At 36.2% G+C, this 18,624-nt stretch carries 14 protein-coding genes; all 14 read right to left on the bottom strand.

Annotation, left to right across the window (positions count from 1 at the left end; translation table 11 throughout):
• Positions 1 to 7 precede the first annotated feature (7 nt).
• Positions 8 to 736, bottom strand: a complete 729-nt coding sequence (locus HMPREF9402_RS11355; protein ID WP_006785706.1) for a zinc metallopeptidase — start codon at positions 734 to 736, stop codon at positions 8 to 10.
• Positions 737 to 826: 90 nt separating this feature from the next.
• Complete coding sequence (locus HMPREF9402_RS11350; protein WP_009607415.1) at positions 827 to 2,077, bottom strand: tetratricopeptide repeat protein; 1,251 nt, start codon at positions 2,075 to 2,077, stop codon at positions 827 to 829.
• Between the two features lie 41 nt (positions 2,078 to 2,118).
• The gene (gene aroA / locus HMPREF9402_RS11345; protein ID WP_009607412.1) at positions 2,119 to 3,387 is read right to left on the bottom strand and encodes a 3-phosphoshikimate 1-carboxyvinyltransferase; all 1,269 of its coding nucleotides are present in this window, start codon (positions 3,385 to 3,387) and stop codon (positions 2,119 to 2,121) included.
• Positions 3,388 to 3,389: 2 nt separating this feature from the next.
• Positions 3,390 to 4,457 carry a 3-dehydroquinate synthase gene (gene aroB, locus HMPREF9402_RS11340; RefSeq protein ID WP_006785703.1) on the bottom strand — a complete coding sequence of 356 codons (1,068 nt, stop codon included), beginning with the start codon at positions 4,455 to 4,457 and terminating at the stop codon, positions 3,390 to 3,392.
• Positions 4,457 to 5,608: a chorismate synthase gene (aroC, locus tag HMPREF9402_RS11335; RefSeq protein ID WP_006785702.1), complete on the bottom strand. Its 1,152-nt coding sequence runs from the start codon at positions 5,606 to 5,608 to the stop codon at positions 4,457 to 4,459. The genes aroB and aroC overlap by 1 nt, the downstream gene beginning before the upstream one ends.
• Before the next feature lie 12 nt (positions 5,609 to 5,620).
• Complete coding sequence (gene folE / locus HMPREF9402_RS11330) at positions 5,621 to 6,184, bottom strand: GTP cyclohydrolase I FolE (protein ID WP_006785701.1); 564 nt, start codon at positions 6,182 to 6,184, stop codon at positions 5,621 to 5,623.
• A 175-nt stretch (positions 6,185 to 6,359) separates the two neighbouring features.
• Entirely contained in the window at positions 6,360 to 7,751 is a 1,392-nt protein-coding gene (locus tag HMPREF9402_RS11325) for a glycogen synthase (RefSeq protein WP_009607417.1), read from the bottom strand.
• A gap of 3 nt (positions 7,752 to 7,754) precedes the next feature.
• Complete coding sequence (locus HMPREF9402_RS11320) at positions 7,755 to 9,020, bottom strand: glucose-1-phosphate adenylyltransferase (protein WP_006785699.1); 1,266 nt, start codon at positions 9,018 to 9,020, stop codon at positions 7,755 to 7,757.
• A 427-nt stretch (positions 9,021 to 9,447) separates the two neighbouring features.
• A complete protein-coding gene (gene nifJ / locus HMPREF9402_RS11315; RefSeq protein ID WP_006785698.1) occupies positions 9,448 to 13,008 on the bottom strand; it encodes a pyruvate:ferredoxin (flavodoxin) oxidoreductase in 3,561 nt (1,186 codons plus the stop codon).
• Positions 13,009 to 13,348: 340 nt separating this feature from the next.
• Complete coding sequence (locus HMPREF9402_RS11310; RefSeq protein WP_006785697.1) at positions 13,349 to 15,121, bottom strand: NADH-dependent [FeFe] hydrogenase, group A6; 1,773 nt, start codon at positions 15,119 to 15,121, stop codon at positions 13,349 to 13,351.
• A gap of 12 nt (positions 15,122 to 15,133) precedes the next feature.
• Complete coding sequence (gene nuoF, locus HMPREF9402_RS11305) at positions 15,134 to 16,954, bottom strand: NADH-quinone oxidoreductase subunit NuoF (protein WP_006785696.1); 1,821 nt, start codon at positions 16,952 to 16,954, stop codon at positions 15,134 to 15,136.
• A 24-nt stretch (positions 16,955 to 16,978) separates the two neighbouring features.
• Positions 16,979 to 17,347: a (2Fe-2S) ferredoxin domain-containing protein gene (locus HMPREF9402_RS11300; RefSeq protein ID WP_006785695.1), complete on the bottom strand. Its 369-nt coding sequence runs from the start codon at positions 17,345 to 17,347 to the stop codon at positions 16,979 to 16,981.
• A gap of 18 nt (positions 17,348 to 17,365) precedes the next feature.
• The gene (locus HMPREF9402_RS11295; RefSeq protein WP_006785694.1) at positions 17,366 to 17,911 is read right to left on the bottom strand and encodes an ATP-binding protein; all 546 of its coding nucleotides are present in this window, start codon (positions 17,909 to 17,911) and stop codon (positions 17,366 to 17,368) included.
• Entirely contained in the window at positions 17,908 to 18,621 is a 714-nt protein-coding gene (locus tag HMPREF9402_RS11290) for a PHP domain-containing protein (RefSeq protein ID WP_006785693.1), read from the bottom strand. The genes HMPREF9402_RS11295 and HMPREF9402_RS11290 overlap by 4 nt, the downstream gene beginning before the upstream one ends.
• Between the last annotated feature and the right edge of the window lie 3 nt (positions 18,622 to 18,624).

The following is an 18,624-nucleotide window of genomic DNA, read 5'->3' as shown; positions in this document are numbered from 1 at the left end:
TNTTTTATTAGTCATTATTTCGTTGATTAAAAATCATAATTAAACGTAATAACTCGGCAATCGCAACTACAGCTCCCGCTACATACGTTAAAGCTGCTGCCGTTAAGACTTTACGTGCCCCAGCTTTCTCTTCATTACCATATAAAATATTTAATTCACCTAACTGTGTTAGAGCACGAGCTGAGGCATTAAATTCAACTGGTAATGTCACGAGTTGGAATAATACAGTGATTCCGACCATGATAATTCCAAGTAATAAGAAGTTTCCTCTTCCTAAAACAAATCCAAGTAAGATGGCAATATAACCAAATTTATTCGCGAAATTAACCAGTGGGAACATTGCCGAACGGAATTGTAGCGGGGCATAGGCATTCGCATGTTGAATGGCGTGTCCACACTCATGTGCCGCTACGGCAACCGAAGCAATCGAGTTTCCACGATAAATATCACTTGATAAACGAACCGTTTTACGAGTTGGATCATAGTGATCACTCAAACGACCACCCACTTCTGTTAAATGAACATGTTGTAATCCATTCATATCTAAAATACGTCGCGCTACTTCTGCTCCCGTCATTCCAGATGAATTACGGACACGAATGTAGTGATTAAACGTTGACGTTAACTTAGCCTGTGCGAGCATTGGGACAATTAACGCAATTAATAGATAAATGATGTATGAAGAATCCATATACATTCCCCCACCATATCCATACGGACTATAATATAAAAACATTACTGATCACCTCAATCAATATCTTATTTAGAATGTATTATACCTCTTTTAAGACAAACTGTCTTGATTATGTAAATTCTTTTACAATTATTACATCAAATTCTCTAGAAGTTCGCGAGCTGGTGTTGCAGATGGGTCTAACTGTAAAATACGTTCTAATAGCTTAATCGCTTCGTTAGATAATCCTTCTTCAATTAAGAACTGAGCATAATCAAATAAAAATTCAATGTTATCTGCAAATAATGCGGCTCCTTGTTCAAAGCACGCTTTTGCCTCATCATATTCTTCTAACTCTAGATAAGCAATCGCTAAGTCCCAAGTAAAATGATCATCATATAATCCATTTTCTTCATAATGTTTAATATTATGAACCACTTCCTCATAATCTTCTAACATTAAACAAATACGGTTGCTTCTTAGAGCTGACTCTAAATCTTCAGGGTCTAAATTTAAAGCCTCATAGTACGCATCACGAGCGGCTTCAAAATCTTTTAACTTTTCTAATGCTGTTCCTTTAATCGAATATAGCTCCGCATTATACTCATTATGTGTCATTCCTTCTGCAACCATTTCTAATGCTTTTTCATAATCTTCTTCTTTTAAGTAGATTTTAGCTAAAATCGGATAAATCGTATCGTAAGAAGGATCTAATTCTTTTAATTCTTGGAATACTTTCTTTGCCTCAACCTCATCATTTAATTGATAAGCTAAAAACCCTTTATTAAATAGTTGATCGGTATTTAATTTTCCAAAATATTTTTCTGATAACTCAAATTGTTCTAAAGCTTTTTCAAACTCACCAATATGAGAATAGCAGGTAGCTAAACGATCATACACGTTAATTTCAGCTGATAAGCCACATTCAATTAAATCTAAATATAAATTTAAAGCCTGCTCGAATTCTCCGATATGATGATAAAACTCTGCATAAGCTAATTTAATCAAATCATTTTTAGGTTCTAAGGTCATTGCTTTTTTTAATTTATCTTCGGCTACTTCGAATAACCCCTGAGCAATATACATATCAGCCTCTAGTAATAAAACACTCACATCTGACTCATCATCACTTCCTGATAATAAATCTAATGCTTTTTCATCTTCCGCTAAATCTAAATATAAATCAGCTAGGAATGTTCTTAAATTCGTTTCATGCGGATATTTTGAAATTAATGGCTCTACTAATTCAATCGCAGCTGAAACACGTCCCAGTGCCGCAAAAATTTGTGCTACTAAGAAAATTTCATCATCGTTAGCATGAAAAGCAAAATGTTGCATTTGTTCAACGACTTCTTCTGTTATTTGTCCTTTTTCATATAATTCAATAAACGTTTCAATTGTCATATAAAACACCTCTATTTTTCTATCTTCAACATCATTCTCACTTATTTTAAAACTTTTTGCATATGCACTAAAAAGTCAGGATATGAAATATTCATCGCTTGCATCTCTTCTATTTCAAGCTCATTTTTCATCAATAATGATGCCACATATAACATCATTGCAATGCGGTGATCACCATGGCTTGAGACTAAAGCAGGGTGATAGCTCAGATTAATATCGCCGTTAATAACCATACCATCTTCGGTTGAGAAAAGGTTGGCACCAATGGCTTTTAACTCTCCAACCGTCACATCAATTCGATTCGTCTCTTTTACTTTTAATTCTTCTGCATCTTTAATGATGGTTTGTCCCATCGCTTTCGTTGCCAGTAAGGCGATGATCGGAATTTCATCAATTAAACGAGGAATCATCTCACCTTCAATGATAATCCCCTTTAAATCTTTCGTATACTGAACTCGAATATCCGCCACTCGCTCACCACCAAAATAACGCTCATTTTGGATAGTCAGACGTCCTCCCATTTGCAAGAGGACATCCACAATGCCACAGCGAGTTTCATTTAGACCCACATTTTTAAGGATAAGGTCACTGCCTTCAACCATTAAGGCTGCTACCATAAAGAAAGCCGCCGATGAAATATCAGCTGGAACAAAGACTTGGCCTGGCGTTTTTGGCATCTGAGGCCCACTTAAGGTAATCACACGGTTCTCCTTATTATAGACAATTTGGAAATCTTCAAACATTTTTTCCGTATGATCACGCGTCGGAACCGGTTCATGGATTTTCGTTTCTCCACTTGCAAACATAGCCGCTAACATAATAGCTGACTTCACCTGAGCACTTGCTACTGGTAATTCATACTCAATTCCATTAAGACTTTGTCCTTTAATCGTAGCTGGCAACGTCTGATCATGTGTTAATTCAATGCAAGCTCCCATTTGTTTTAATGGACTTGTCACACGTTTCATTGGGCGCTTTGACAATGAAGCATCACCAACTAACGTTAGCGTTGTTGGAAGAGCGCTTAACACCCCCATCAATAAACGTGCAGTCGTTCCTGAATTTCCGGCATCAAGAATGGAATTTGAATAGGTAAATCCATCTACACCTGGGCTATCGATGATTAATTGATTAGCCGTTAATTGATACGTCACCCCAAACTGTTTAAAAATTTCAAGCGTGCTTAAACAATCAGCCCCTAGTAGCGGGTCATGAATGACAGTTTGTCCAGTTGCTAAACTACTTAGAATAATAGCACGATGCGTAATCGATTTATCTCCTGCGACTTGTAACTCTCCACTTAAACGCATCTTTATAACCTCCTATCGTTCATCCATTTTAAAAACTGCTTAACATATCGTTTCGTCTCTTCACGCGTCAAACTAACAAGGCATGGAGACTGTTTATCATCTAATAATACAAATCGAATCAATTGTCGATCATTTTTCTTATCATGATCCATATAGTTTAAATACGTTTCAATCTTCTCTTCTTCTAATAAAATCGGATAATTTAATTTAACTAATGTGTTTAAATACTTCATCAAATCAACTTGAAGGAATAGTTTTTCCTGACTTACAAAAAGAGCAAAAGCCATCCCAATTGCGACAGCTTCTCCATGAGAAAGGGATGGATACACCAGTTCAACAGCATGGCCAAACGTGTGCCCAAAGTTTAAAAAAGCACGTTGTCCTTTTTCAAATTCATCAGCCTCTACAATCACTTGCTTCACCTTTAGGCTGTCAATTAAAATCGGTGAAAAAGAAGGGTGCTTTAACGGTTCAAGAGATGGATAACTCATCAGTTTTGTTAGTAAATCATCATTTGCAATAAAACCATGTTTCAGCATTTCAGCAAATCCACTACGCCACTCTTTATCACTTAACGTCTTTAAAAAATCAAGATGATAAATAACGGCAAGAGGAGGATAAAATGCACCAATTAAATTTTTACCAAGCTCATGATTAATGGCAACCTTTCCACCAATCGCACTATCGTGTGCCAATAGCGTTGTTGGGATTTGAATAAAATCAATCCCTCTCATGTAAGTCGCACTGACGAATCCAGCTAAATCTCCGACAACGCCCCCTCCAAAAGCTAACACTAAACCACGACGATCGACCTGATGTTCAATTAAAAACGTCTGAATTTCATAATAATTTGATATAGATTTAGAAGACTCGCCTGGTTTTATCACGAAAACAGGGGACTCAGAAGGTAAATACTCTTTCAGTTGCGCGTAGTGAAGATCATAAACCGTTTGATCGGTTATCACCACAACTTGACTCGCCTTTTGAATAAATGGATTTAAGGAGGCTAAACAATCTCCGACATAAATGGGATACGTGGAATGCTTCGTTTGAATCATTAATTTTTGCATTAGTATAACCTCACATATTCACGATAAGCATTCATCGAATCGATTAGTTGGCTCATTTGATTTGATTGAAACTCGTCTATTATAGCAGTTGCAACTTCAATAGCCACCACCGCTTCTAAAACAACACCTGCCGCCGGAACCACACAGGTATCGGAGCGTTCAATCATACTTTCTTCAACTGCTTTCGTTTCAATATGAATGGATTGAAGGGGTTGATACAGTGTTGGAATTGGTTTAATCATCGCCTGAATAACAAGTGGCATTCCATTGGTCATACCTCCTTCAAATCCACCATAATGATTTGTTTGTCTGGTATATCCGTTATCGTAAGTAATTTGGTCATGAACCTGACTTCCAAAGTGACTTGAAGCCATCATCGCATCTCCAAAGTAAACGCCTTTAACCGACTGAACACTCATCACCGCTGCTGCTATCTTTGCATCTAATTTACGATCAAATTGAACATAACTTCCAATTCCAGCTGGAACATTTTCAACGAGAACCTGAACCACTCCTCCAAGTGAATCTCCCTTTGATTTCGCTATATCAATTTCTTGACACATCGCCTGTGAGGCTTCTACATCAAGACAGCGCACTAAAGACTTTACTGCCTGTAATTTAATCTTTTCAACGGTTACCTCTTCTATATTTGCCGATACGTTCCCAATTTGTAAAACATGAGCCCCCACTTCAATCTCAAGAGCTTTTAAAACTTGTTTAGCTACCGCTCCAACTGCAACTCGAATTGCTGTTTCACGAGCTGATGAACGTTCAAGGACATTACGTAAATCACGATGTCCATATTTAATCGCACCCACCAAATCGGCATGGCCAGGGCGTGGCACTTTTTTTATTTCATAATCCTGTTCATCAATTGGAGCAACTGACATCGTTTGGCCCCAATTTTTATTATCTTTATTTTTTATGATTAACGTAATGGGGGATCCAAGCGTCCTACCATGTCTAACTCCGCTGACAATTTCAACACGATCTGTTTCAATCTTCATTCGATCTCCACGTCCGTATCCACCTTGACGAATTTTCAACTCTTCATTAATCATCTCGGCTGTTAACTCAAGTCCAGCTGGAATTCCTTCGATAATAGCCGTTAATTGGGGACCATGTGATTCACCACTTGTAAAATATCGCATCTACCTCACCTCTTAACCTTTAATTAAATTTAAGACTTCTTGACGAAGTGCGATCTCTTCTTTAAACACACCTGTACTATAAATGGTCTTTGTAATAGCTCCTGGCTTTTTAATTCCTCTCATCACCATACACATATGTTCCGCTTCGATAACAACCATAACCCCTTTAGATTGAAGGGTTTCAACAATAGCATCGCCAATTTGTTTTCCCATACGCTCCTGTAATTGGGGGCGTTTAGACACAATATCCACGACACGTGGAATTTTACTTAATCCAACAACCGCATCATTTTCTGGATAATACGCGACATGCACACGCCCGAAAAACGGTAATAAATGATGCTCACACATCGAATGGAACACAATATCTTGGACTAATACATATTGATCATATTCTTCACTGAAATAAACTTGTAAATGTTTTTTGGGATCATCGTGTAAACCTGAAAAAACCTCTTCATACATTCTAGCCACACGTGCTGGTGTATCAATTAACCCTTCACGACTTGGATTTTCCCCAATGGCCTCTAAAATCATCTTAACTGCTTCTTCAATTTTATTTTTATCAACTGACATTGCTTATCACCTTTTTATTAGATTTCGACATTTTTCCATATATGATATTTTACCATAATCTTATCTTTTTCTCTTACTTTTTAGTTTTTACTTTTTTAGAAGTCCTTATCAATCTCAAAACATAAAAAAAGCATAGAAATCACTAATTCAAAACTAGTCATTTCTATGCCTATTATTAAAACATCGACTGATATAATTCCACGTATCGCTGCGCGGATTGTTCCCATGAATAATCCCCTGTCATCCCACGTTTCATTAATAATTGCCAAGTCTCTTTACCCTGATAATAAAAACTTAAAGCTCGGCGGATGGTATACATCATATCGTGCGCATTATAATTCGTGAAACTAAATCCATTTCCTTCTTTCGTGAATTCATTAAAGGCGTGTACCGTATCATTCAATCCACCTGTTTCACGAACAATTGGAACTGTTCCGTATCGAAGTGAAATAAGTTGTGATAATCCACATGGCTCATATAAAGAAGGCATTAAGAACATATCACTTGCTCCATAAACTAAATTAGCAAGTGCCGCATTATATCCAAAGTAAACCCCAAGCTTTTGCGGATAACGATCGCGAAGAGATTGGAAAAATGCTTCATACTTCGCCTCTCCCGATCCTAAAATAAAGAATTGAACATGATCATGGATTAACATTTCTTCCATCACACAGGCCATTAAATCCAAACCTTTTTGAGAATCTAATCGTGTGACCACTCCAATTAAAGCCATTTCTTTATTAACTTCCATTCCAAAGCGGCGTTGTAACTCTTCTTTATTATCAGCTTTTAAATAAAGCGTCTCAACTGAATATTGACTACGCAGTGATAAATCAACCTCAGGATTAAACAAATCCACATCAATTCCATTGACGATTCCACTTAAATCCGCTTTTCTCATCCATAAATTATGATTTAAATGCTCTCCATAAAAATCAGTAAGGATTTCTTTCGCATATGTTTCACTTACTGTATTAACCTTCGTCGCATATTGAATTCCAAGTTGCATGTAATTAATGCTAATATCATCAAACCGATACCCAAGTGCACGAACTGCTTGAGAACTGAAAATACCTTGGAAACGAAGATTATGAATGGTATAAAGTGTTTTCGTATCATAATAAAATGGATCTGCATAATAACGTTGATGCATAAAAAATGGAATTAATCCCGTTTGCCAATCATTAGTATGAATGACATCTGCTTGAAAGTTAATATTTTTTAATAATTTTAATGTGATTTCACAAAACATCGCAAATTGATAATCACGATCATCATTTTCATAAATTGAATCACGATTTGAAAAAAGTGGTTCAAATATTAAATAATATTTAACACCTTCTGATTCAACACAGTTAATCCAGAACGTTTTTCCCATTAACTCTACATTCGTTACCCAATAAGCTCCCTGAAGTAATCCTTCAGGAATTTGCTTATAGGCTGGCAAAATGACACGAACATCATGTCCAAGTTTAGCTAATGCTTTCGGTAAGGCATAGGCAACATCAGCTAATCCTCCCGTTTTAATAAACGGATATACTTCAGAGGATACAAAGGCTACTTTCACCAGTTATGCCTCCTTAGACGGACGGATTGTTCGACCACATGTAATGATTTGTTCATTAAAATCGTTTGCTTCTGCATGAGGGAAAATACGAACATTTCGTTCAATAATTGTCCCTTCTGGAATACATACACCCTTACCAATAACATTTAATCCACTTGATAAAACATTTGGTTTTTCTTCATTTGGACAATGTACTTTTCCTCGTCCAATGATTGAACCTTTTCCAATGACAACATTTTTATCAATGATCGCTCCATCAATGATACACCCCTCTTCAATCACTGTATCATTCATGATAACACTGTTTCGAACGATTGCATTTGGATGAATATGTACCCCTGGACTAATAACACATTTTGTAACAGATCCTGCGATAATCGATCCATTAGAGATTAAACTTTGGCATACTTGCGCCTTTGAACCAAACTTAGCTGTTGGTTTTTCCTCACTTCTTGTATGAATAACCCAATCTTTGTCATACATATCTAATTGAATTTTATCAACCGTTGTTGTTAATTCTAAGTTTGACTCCAAGTAAGACTCATAAGTTCCTACATCTTTCCAATAGCTATTAAAACGATAAGAATACACATTTCCATGATGAATTAAGTGAGGAATAACATCACCACCAAAATCTAATCCTGTTTTTTTCAACTCTTGTAAAGTATTAATTAAAACATCTGTTGTGAACACATAAATCCCCATTGAAGCTAAATTACTTTTTGGCTCTGCTGGCTTTTCTTCAAACTCAATAATGCGTCCATTTTCATCATCTGTTAAAATTCCAAAGCGTGAGGCTTCTCTAATATCCACTTCTTGAGCACAGACCGTTACATCTGCTCCCGTTTTAATATGTTGATCGATTAAAGGACGATAATCCATTTTATAGATATGGTCACCCGATAAAATCAACACATAATCAGGATTTTTACGTTTAATATAGCTAATATTTTGATAAACAGCATCTGCTGTTCCAGTATACCATTCATCAGATGACAATCCTTCACATGGTTGTAATAGCGTCACCCCTGTATTTTTACGGTCAAAATCCCACGCTTGTCCAACCCCAATATGTTCATTTAATGATAATGGTAAGTATTGAGTTAAAATTCCAATATCATATATTTCTGAATTTGAGCAGTTACTCAAAACGAAGTCAATAATTCTGAATTTCCCTGCAAATGGAACACTAGGCTTAGCTCTTCCTAATGATAAAATATCAAGTCTTGATCCTCGTCCTCCGGCTAAAATCATGGCTAATGTTTTCATTTAATAATCCCCCATTCTTCCTTGCAATATTTCGGCCATCTCTATTTCTTTTTTATCATTTCCTCCATGACCCTCTTTATTACCTCATAATCCTAACACGACTAAACGTTTGATTTTAGCGTCTTTTGTCAGATGATTATTAATTCATATTATTTTTTAGTAACCCGTTACACACAAACTATATGAAAGCGGTTTATTTTTGGTTTTTATTTGTTTTTTGTAGTTTTTTGTTCACCTTTGTCGTTTTATTATGCGATACATTGCCCTAACAAAATAATTCTCAATACATAAACATTCTACGTTTCCTTTCTAATATATCCTTTAAGTCTGAGACCATCTTGGCTATTTTCTATCCTGTTTTATAAAAGCTTCACCTTCGATTAGACATAAAAAAACAGGTCAGATTAACTGACCTGTTTCATCTATATTATTCGTTTGTTTCAATTGCTTCTTCTGAATAGTCAAGAGCAGCCATACGTTCTAATTGACGATAACGACGTTGTGCTTCTTTTCTATTTTCATCTAATAAGCGTTGTGCATGCTCAGGGTTGATTTTTGTAACTTGAGCATAACGAGCTTCACTCATTAAGAAGTCTTGATATTTATCCCAGTTTGGTGCTTTAGAATCGATTGTTAATGGGTTTTTACCTTGATCGATTAATTTTGGATCAAAGCGATATGTTGGCCAATATCCACATTCTGTTGCTAATTTAGCTTGAGATTGGCTATTAGCTAATCCACCCTTAATACCGTGAGCGATACATGGTGAGTACGCTAAGATAATTGATGGACCTTCATGAGCTTCTGCTTCCATGAATGCTTTTAATACTTGAGCTTGGCTAGCACCATGAGAAATTTGAGCAACATATACGTGTCCATAAGACATTGCAATCGCTGCTAAGTCTTTTTTCTTACCTGATTTACCAGCCGCAGTAAATTTAGCAATTGAAGCGGCACGAGAAGATTTAGATGATTGTCCACCAGTATTTGAGTAAACCTCTGTATCTAATACTAAGATGTTAACATCTTCATTATTAGCGATAACGTGGTCTAATCCTCCATAACCGATGTCATATGCCCATCCATCTCCACCTACAATCCAGTTAGATTGTTTAACGATGTAATCTTTTAAGTCTAAAATTTCTTTAACTGCTTCATTAGCTGATGAAGAAATAGCAACTTCTAATTGTGGTGCTAATGCTTTTGTTACTGAACCATTATGACGGTTATCTAACCATTTCGTAAATAATTCTGCTAATTCAGCTTCTACGTTTTCCATATTTTCTTCCATGATGATTCCAATACGGTTACGTAATGTCTCAGCAGCCACATGCATACCAAATCCGAATTCTGCATTATCTTCGAATAATGAGTTAGCCCATGCTGGTCCTTCTCCATTAGCATTTGTAGTATAAGGTGTTGCTGGGAATGAACCACCATAGATTGATGAACATCCTGTTGCATTGGCAATTGTCATACGATCACCGAATAAACGAGTCATTAATGTTAAATATGGAGTTTCTCCACATCCAGCACATGCTCCAGAGAATTCGAATAATGGTTGAGCAAATTGAGCACCTTTAACTGTTGTTTTTGGTAATAAATCATCTTTATAAGTTACTTTATTGAAGAAGTAGTCAGAACGTTCTGCTTGTCCTGCTTCTAATTCTTCACTAATTGGAACCATAACTAAGGCTTTATTTCCTTTTTTACCTGGACAGATATGTGCACAAACTTCACATCCTGTACAATCCAGTGTTGAAACTTGGATACAATATTCTAATCCATCTAATCCTTTTCCAATCGCTTTTAATGTACGTGTTCCTTCTGGAGCTTGTTCTTTTTCTGCTTCAGTCACTAAGAATGGACGGATAACAGCATGAGGACAAACGAACGCACATTGATTACATTGGATACAGTTTTCTTCAATCCATTTTGGAACGAAGTTTGCAATCCCACGTTTTTCATAAGCCGCAGAACCATTTACCATTGTTCCATCAGCATAATCAACGAATGCTGAAACTGGTAAATTATTTCCATCATTATGATTAATTGGATCAGCAATTGTTTTTACGAAGTGTGGTCGAGTTTCATCAACATGAACTTCTTCGTCTGTTAAGTTGGCCCATGCTGGGTCTACTGTTAACTCAACTAATCCCTCTGCTCCTTTATCAATAGCAGCGAAGTTCATTGAGATAATTGCTTCACCTTTACGTGAATATAATTTTTCAACATATTTTTTCATTAATGTTTGAGCTGTTTCATATGGCATGATTTGCTCATTTAATTTGAAGAATGCAGATTGCATGATTGTATTAGTTCGACGTCCTAATCCAATTTCTTTAGCTAATGTTACGGCATCAATTAAGTATACTTTCGCATTTTTCTCTGCTAATTGTTTTTTGAAACTATTTGGCCACATTTCAACGATTTCTTCTTTAGAGTGAACAGTATTTAATAAGAATGTTCCTCCTTGACGTAATCCACTAATCATATCGTATTTACCAATGTATGTATCCATTGAACAAGATACGAAACTTGGAGTTGATACTAGATATGGAGCACGGATCACATCTTTACCAAAACGTAAATTAGAACGTGTTAAACCACCTGATTTTTTTGAATCGTATGCAAAGTATGCTTGTGCATATAAGTCAGTATTTTCTCCGATGATTTTAATTGTATTTTTATTAGCTCCGATTGTCCCATCAGATCCTAAACCGAAGAATAAAGCTTCTGTTACGTGATCTTCTAATACCATGATTTCTTTATTAATTGGTAATGATTTGAATGTTACATCATCGACAATACCAACTGTGAAATCATCTTTTTGTTCTCCAGCTAAGTTTTCATACACTGCTAAAATATGTGAAGGTGTTGTATCTTTTGAAGATAAACCGAAACGTCCTCCAATAATTTTTGGTGCATTTTCACGACCATGGAAGATTGAACGTACATCTAAACATAATGGTTCACTTGGTGCTCCTGGTTCTTTTGTACGGTCTAATACTGCAATACGTTCTACTGTACTTGGCAATACTTTGAAGAAGTATTCAGAACTAAATGGACGATATAAGTGAACTGTAATTAAACCAATTTTACGTCCTTCAGTTTTAATTAAATAATCAATTGTTTCTTTAATTGTTTCTGTAATTGATCCCATTGCAACGATAATATCTGTTGCATCTTCTGCTCCATAATACATAAATGGTGCATAAGGACGACCTGTAATTTCAGAAATTTTTTCCATATAATCTGCTACAATACCAGGAACTGCATCGTAGTATTTATTTTGTACTTCGCGTGTTTGGAAGTAAACGTCGTCATTTTGTGCTGACCCTTTAGTTACTGGGTGGTTTGGGTTAATCGCACGTGAACGGAATTCACGAACTTTGTCATAATCTAATAATTTTCCTAAGTCCTCGTAATCCATTACTTCAACTTTTTGAATTTCATGTGAAGTACGGAATCCGTCAAAGAAGTGTAAGAATGGAACACTTGATTTGATAGCTGCTAAGTGAGCAACCCCTCCTAAGTCCATCACTTCTTGAACTGAGCTTGTTGCAAGCATCGCAAATCCTGTTTGACGTGCTGCATAAATATCTTGGTGATCCCCAAAGATTGATAATGCTTGTGCAGCAAGAGCACGAGCAGAAACATGGATAACGCCTGGTAATAATTCCCCTGCGATTTTATACATGTTAGGAATTTTTAATAATAAACCTTGTGATGCTGTATATGTTGTTGTTAAAGCCCCAGCTTGTAAAGAACCATGAACGGTACCAGCTGCCCCAGCTTCAGATTGCATCTCAACAAGCTTAACTGGCGCACCAAATAAGTTCTTTTTACCTTGTGAAGCCCATAAATCTGTATATTCTGCCATTGGAGTCGAAGGCGTAATTGGATAAATTCCCGCTACTTCTGTAAAAGCATAAGAAACATATGCAGCTGCCTGACATCCATCCATTGATTGGAACACTTTAGACATAACATTAACCTCCCTGATTTTAATACATTTTGTAATATATACACGATACAATTATACTATACCTAACACTAATCAACAACGAAAGCAAAATGCTTTTATTTCATTTTTATACATTTAATACCATACCGCATAAACGTTAGTCACAAACCTATTTACTAACCTTTATTCCAGCTAATATCATCAAATTTTGATTTAAAACATTATAACTTTTCATAATCAATTAAATCTCGGTTACAGTTATAGTATACCTAAACTCTTAAAACTATCAAAGGAATATGCTTTAAAATAAAAACATTTAAACATTATAATCAAATACGACTCGTATTTACTATAATCTTGATTAGTTTGTTTCGTTTAACTTTTTTATATACAAGTCTTTTTTCTCATAATGAGTATGTAGTAACTCATGAGCTAAATGACTGTTTGGTGTTCCTAAATATTCTGCATATACGTTTTGAATCACAGGATTTTCATGCGATTTTCGAATGACTTGGGCTTTATCATCTTCATAAAGAGCTTTTGCTCGTTCTTCTCGTATATCTAATCCTTTATTAAATAAGTGAGCTGGAATATGAGGTTGTCCTCCTCCAGCAACACATCCGCCACTACATCCCATCACTTCAATAAAATGGTAAGGTTTATCACTCGTTAATAACTGATTCACTGTTTCAAGCGCTTGTTTTCCACCATGAATAACTGCTACATTCAAAGTTAAATCGCCAACGGTTAAGGTTGCCTCTTTAACGCCTTCAACACCGCGTACTGCTTCATATTCAATTTGTTCTAAAGATTGACCACTTAATACATCTGCTGCTGTTCTTAAGGCCGCTTCCATTACACCACCTGTTGCCCCAAAAATAGTTCCAGCACCACTATATTCACCAAGTGGTTGATCAAATGTTTCATCTGGTAATGCATTAAAATCTAATCCATACATGCGAATCATTCGAGCCAATTCTCGCGTTGTGATGGATGCATCAACATCCGCTATTCCATTAACCGCTAATTCTTCACGTTTTAATTCAGTTTTTTTAGCTACACACGGCATAACAGAAACACAATAGATCGATGATTTATCAATATTATTTTTTTCTGCCCAATAAGACTTTAAAATAGCTCCAAACATTTGTTGTGGTGATTTACAAGTCGAAAGATGTGGTAAGACATCTGGCATATATTGTTCCGCCAATCGAATCCATCCTGGAGAACAAGATGTAATCATTGGAAGGACTCCTCCCTGTTGAATTCGATTAACCAATTCATAAGCTTCTTCCATAATCGTTAAGTCAGCACTAAAGTTTGTATCAAAAACTTTACTGCTTGGTCCTCCAATACGACGAAGTGCAGCCGCAATTTTTCCAGTTACACATGTTCCAATTGGTAAATTAAATTCTTCTCCAAGTGCTGCGCGAACAGCAGGGGCAACTTGAAAAACAACCATTTTATTTGGATCGTTGATAGCTTCAACAACTTGATTAATATTTGAATGTTCTTGCAATGCGGCGGTTGGACAAGCGGCAATACATTGTCCACAATGAATGCAACCTGCGTCATCCATACATGCTTCAAACGCTGGACCGATATAAGTTTTGAACCCACGTTGATTAAAAGCTAAAACCTCAACCCCTGCTTTTTCACGACATGCGGCAACACAACGTCCACATAAAATACATTTTGATGTATCACGCACAATTGAATATGAATCATCTCGATAAATCGTTTCTCGACGTTCCCCTTTAAAATGACGACCCGTACATCCTAAATCATTTGATAATTGTTTTAGTTCACAGTTATGATTTCGCACACAAGTTGTACACTCGACATTATGATTAGCAAGTAGTAACTCAACCGTCATTCTTCTTGAATCTAACACTTTACTTGAATGAGTGTGAACCTTCATTCCCTCCGAAACTTTCATATTACAAGCCGTCACAAGCGAACGAGCCCCTTCTACTTCAACCACACACACTCGACAAGCACCTGTTTCATTTAAATCTTTTAAAAAACATAAGGTTGGAATTTTAATTCCCGCTTCGCGTGCAGCTTCTAAAATCGTATAATGAGACGGAACTTGCAAAGCTATTCCATTCATTGTGAGATTGACTAATTCCATTTCTAATCCCCCCTATCGCTTTACAATTGCACTAATTTTTGGTGGACAAGTAGCCATACAAGCCCCACACTTAATGCAATCTACTTTATTAATCACATGACGACGACGTCCTGTTTTTTCATTCACTACTTCACCAACCGGTTTAATACATGATGCTGGGCAGGCTTTGGCGCACATTCCACATCCAATACATTTATCGGTAATAAAGTATTCTAATAACTTCGTACAAACCCCTGATGGACAGCGTTTATCAACAACATGAGCTAAATACTCATCCTTAAAATGAGAGAGTGTTGATAGAACTGGATTGGGTGCTGTTTGACCGAGTCCACATAAAGAACTTGATTTAATATATTCTGCTAAATGTTCTAACTCATCTAAATCGGAAAGCTCACCTTTTCCTTCGGTAATTCTATTTAAAATTTCCATCATGCGTTTTGTTCCTTCACGACAAGGTGTACATTTTCCACATGACTCATCACATGTAAAATCTAAATAAAACCTTGCGATATCAACCATACAGTTATCTTCATCCATAATAATCATTCCACCTGATCCCATCATAGATCCAAGCTTCACTAAATTATCAAAGTCAATTTCTGTATCTAACAGTTCTTCTGTTAGACATCCTCCTGATGGTCCTCCAGTTTGTGCAGCTTTAAATTTTTTACCGTTTGGAATCCCTCCTCCAATACCGTAAATCACTTCTTTTAATGTTGTTCCCATTGGAATTTCAACTAATCCGGTGTTGTTAATCTTTCCACCTAAAGCAAAAACTTTTGTTCCTTTTGATTTTTCAGTCCCAATCCTTGCGAACCACTCTCCACCTTTTAAAATAATGAGTGGAACATTGGCATAAGTTTCAACATTGTTTAATAACGTTGGTTTTCCCCATACCCCTTTAACAGCTGGAAATGGTGGTCTTGGCCTTGGCATCCCGCGTTTTCCTTCAATTGATTCAATTAAAGCTGTTTCTTCACCGCAAACAAAAGCTCCCGCACCTAGTCGTAACTCAATATCAAAATTAAAATCTGTTCCGAAAATTCCATGACCAAGTAATCCATATTCTCGTGCTTGTTCAATGGCAATGCTTAACCGTTTAACAGCAATCGGATATTCAGCGCGAACATAAATATATCCTGTATCAGCCCCGATAGCGTATCCAGCCAAAGCCATTGCTTCCAAAACTGAGTGTGGATCTCCCTCTAAAATAGAACGATCCATAAAGGCTCCAGGATCCCCTTCATCTGCATTACAGGCCACATATTTTTTATCTGATTTTGATTTATAAGTAAACTCCCATTTAAGACCTGTTGTAAAACCACCACCACCACGGCCTCTTAATCCTGATTTTTTAACTTCTTCAATGACTTGTTCTGGTGTCATTTCAGTCAAAGCTTTTCCTAAGGCACGATATCCATCATGTGCAATATACTCATCGATATTTTCTGGGTTAATATTCCCACAATTTCTCAGAGCAACCCTTGTTTGTTTGGCATAAAATTCTACTTCATTAACTGCTTTAATTTCACCTTCTTCTAAAGCTTCTTTGAATAAAAGATCTTTAATAATACGACCTTTTAATAAGTGTTCTTCTGCAATACGTACTGCATCGCTAACTTGAACTTTAGAATAGAACGTTCCTTCTGGATAAACGATAACGATAGGTCCAGCTTCACAAAGACCAAAGCACCCAGTCATAACCACTTGTACCTCTTTATCAAGTCCTAACCGTACAAGATGATTAACAAGTTCATGTTTAATTTCCTTTGATTTTGATGATGTACAACCTGTTCCCCCACAAATCAAAACATGTGACCGATAAAACTGCATCTATACCCCTCCTTCTATTTTTTACTAGTTCGTCACTGCACCAATTGTATATTCTGATACGATGTTTCCATTAACTAAATGTTCTAAAACTACTTTTTTAACTTTTTCAGGTGTCATATGAACATAAGTTGTTTTCCCAAATGCATCAAAAACATCAAACATCGGCTCATATGTACACATTCCAATACATCCTGTTTGAGTAATCACGACATGTTCAAGATGTCTTTGATTCACTTCATTAACTAATTCATTCAAAACAGGACGTGCCCCTGCTGAAATACCGCAAGTCCCCATTCCAACAACCACACGAACTTCTTTCCCTTCATGATCGCGCAATTGTAAATTCTTTAAGGTTTTTTCACGGATTTCTTCTAATTCCTTTAAAGTTTTCATATCAGAACCCCTTTACTATTAGTAAGTTGTGAAGGCAAAATCCCCTTCTTTTAATTCTTTATTAATCCAATTCATCACCTCTTGATGATTAATCGGTAAATCCTTGATCACTTCTTTCACAAGTTGTGTAGAAAATAAATAGTCTAACTCATCATTTTGATGCTCATAGATAAAATCAATGTTTGGTTCTAAATAAATTAAAGATGCAATCGTATTATGAATCTCACCAAAAGGAGGTCGATCAATATGACTAAGTTTGATTGTACTCCTCACTTCAGTCCCAACCCCGATTTCAGATTGAATGAAGACGTCTCCCTCACATCTTGAAGACATCGCCATTAAAAGGGGAATCCCAAGTCCAACTTTTCGGGTCGTACGGGTTGTAAAAAATGGATTTTTAACTTGCTCTAACATCTTTTGACTCATGCCACATCCATTATCTTTAATGACCATGATGAGTTGATCATTTTTTTTAGATTCAATGAACTTAATTTCGATGAGTGTTGCCTTTGCACGAATCGAGTTCATTGTTAAATCTAATAAGTGTAAGGAAAGATCTCTCATTTCTCCTCCTTCTTAACATAAGAAAAAAAGTCGAAGCGAGACTTATTTTCTAAAATTATGACATTTTCAGCTTCACTGATATCGCCTAATTGATGGGCATCAGAATTAATAAAAACTAAATAGTCTCCCCATTTAGGCGAGGCTTTATCTTTTTTTAAAACGTAGGCATTTAATTCAACACCATCAATTAATAAATCTGGAGGAATGAACCCTAGGTTTGTCAAAATACTGTGTTCTCTTTTATTCAGATGCGCAGCTATGACAACACCTCCTATTTCATGGACCAATTTAATAACATCTTGAATCGTTAGCGTGGTCGATTGAATTAACAGTGGTTTAACCCTTTCAATCACTTCATCCTTTTCATTCATGACCCACTGAGTTCCAAAAAATTCAGGACGATTTTCAATCATCCCTAGATGTTTTTCAGTAACTTCCCCTATTTTCATCATCGCTTCTAAACTATCGGTATAGCAAAGTAGGTGTACTCCTTCAATGGTCTCAATTTCAATACCTGGAATAAATAAGATATTCTCTTTTTCACAAATCTTAGCAACTGGTCCCATATTTTTGACACTATTATGATCGGTCAGTGAAATCATATCGAGACCTTTAATTTTAGCCATTAAGACAATATTATTTGGGGTCATAGACTCATCAGCACAAGGTGATAAGGCCGAATGAATATGTAAGTCATAGTACAGCTTCATTCT

This window comes from Turicibacter sp. HGF1 (assembly GCF_000191865.1).
GTDB classification, from domain to species: Bacteria; Bacillota_I; Bacilli_A; order MOL361; family Turicibacteraceae; genus Turicibacter; species Turicibacter sanguinis.
This window is presented reverse-complemented; position numbering and strand designations above follow the sequence as displayed.

Bases quoted from the DNA above. Each gene is read 5' to 3' on its own strand.
- HMPREF9402_RS11355 (WP_006785706.1), bottom strand. From the start codon at position 736: ATGTTTTTATATTATAGTCCGTATGGATATGGTGGGGGAATGTATATG.
- HMPREF9402_RS11350 (WP_009607415.1), bottom strand. From the start codon at position 2,077: ATGACAATTGAAACGTTTATTGAATTATATGAAAAAGGACAAATAACA.
- aroA (WP_009607412.1), bottom strand. From the start codon at position 3,387: ATGCGTTTAAGTGGAGAGTTACAAGTCGCAGGAGATAAATCGATTACG.
- aroB (WP_006785703.1), bottom strand. From the start codon at position 4,457: ATGCAAAAATTAATGATTCAAACGAAGCATTCCACGTATCCCATTTAT.
- aroC (WP_006785702.1), bottom strand. From the start codon at position 5,608: ATGCGATATTTTACAAGTGGTGAATCACATGGTCCCCAATTAACGGCT.
- folE (WP_006785701.1), bottom strand. From the start codon at position 6,184: ATGTCAGTTGATAAAAATAAAATTGAAGAAGCAGTTAAGATGATTTTA.
- HMPREF9402_RS11320 (WP_006785699.1), bottom strand. From the start codon at position 9,020: ATGAAAACATTAGCCATGATTTTAGCCGGAGGACGAGGATCAAGACTT.
- nifJ (WP_006785698.1), bottom strand. From the start codon at position 13,008: ATGTCTAAAGTGTTCCAATCAATGGATGGATGTCAGGCAGCTGCATAT.
- HMPREF9402_RS11310 (WP_006785697.1), bottom strand. From the start codon at position 15,121: ATGGAATTAGTCAATCTCACAATGAATGGAATAGCTTTGCAAGTTCCG.
- nuoF (WP_006785696.1), bottom strand. From the start codon at position 16,954: ATGCAGTTTTATCGGTCACATGTTTTGATTTGTGGGGGAACAGGTTGT.
- HMPREF9402_RS11300 (WP_006785695.1), bottom strand. From the start codon at position 17,347: ATGAAAACTTTAAAGGAATTAGAAGAAATCCGTGAAAAAACCTTAAAG.
- HMPREF9402_RS11295 (WP_006785694.1), bottom strand. From the start codon at position 17,911: ATGAGAGATCTTTCCTTACACTTATTAGATTTAACAATGAACTCGATT.
- HMPREF9402_RS11290 (WP_006785693.1), bottom strand. From the start codon at position 18,621: ATGAAGCTGTACTATGACTTACATATTCATTCGGCCTTATCACCTTGT.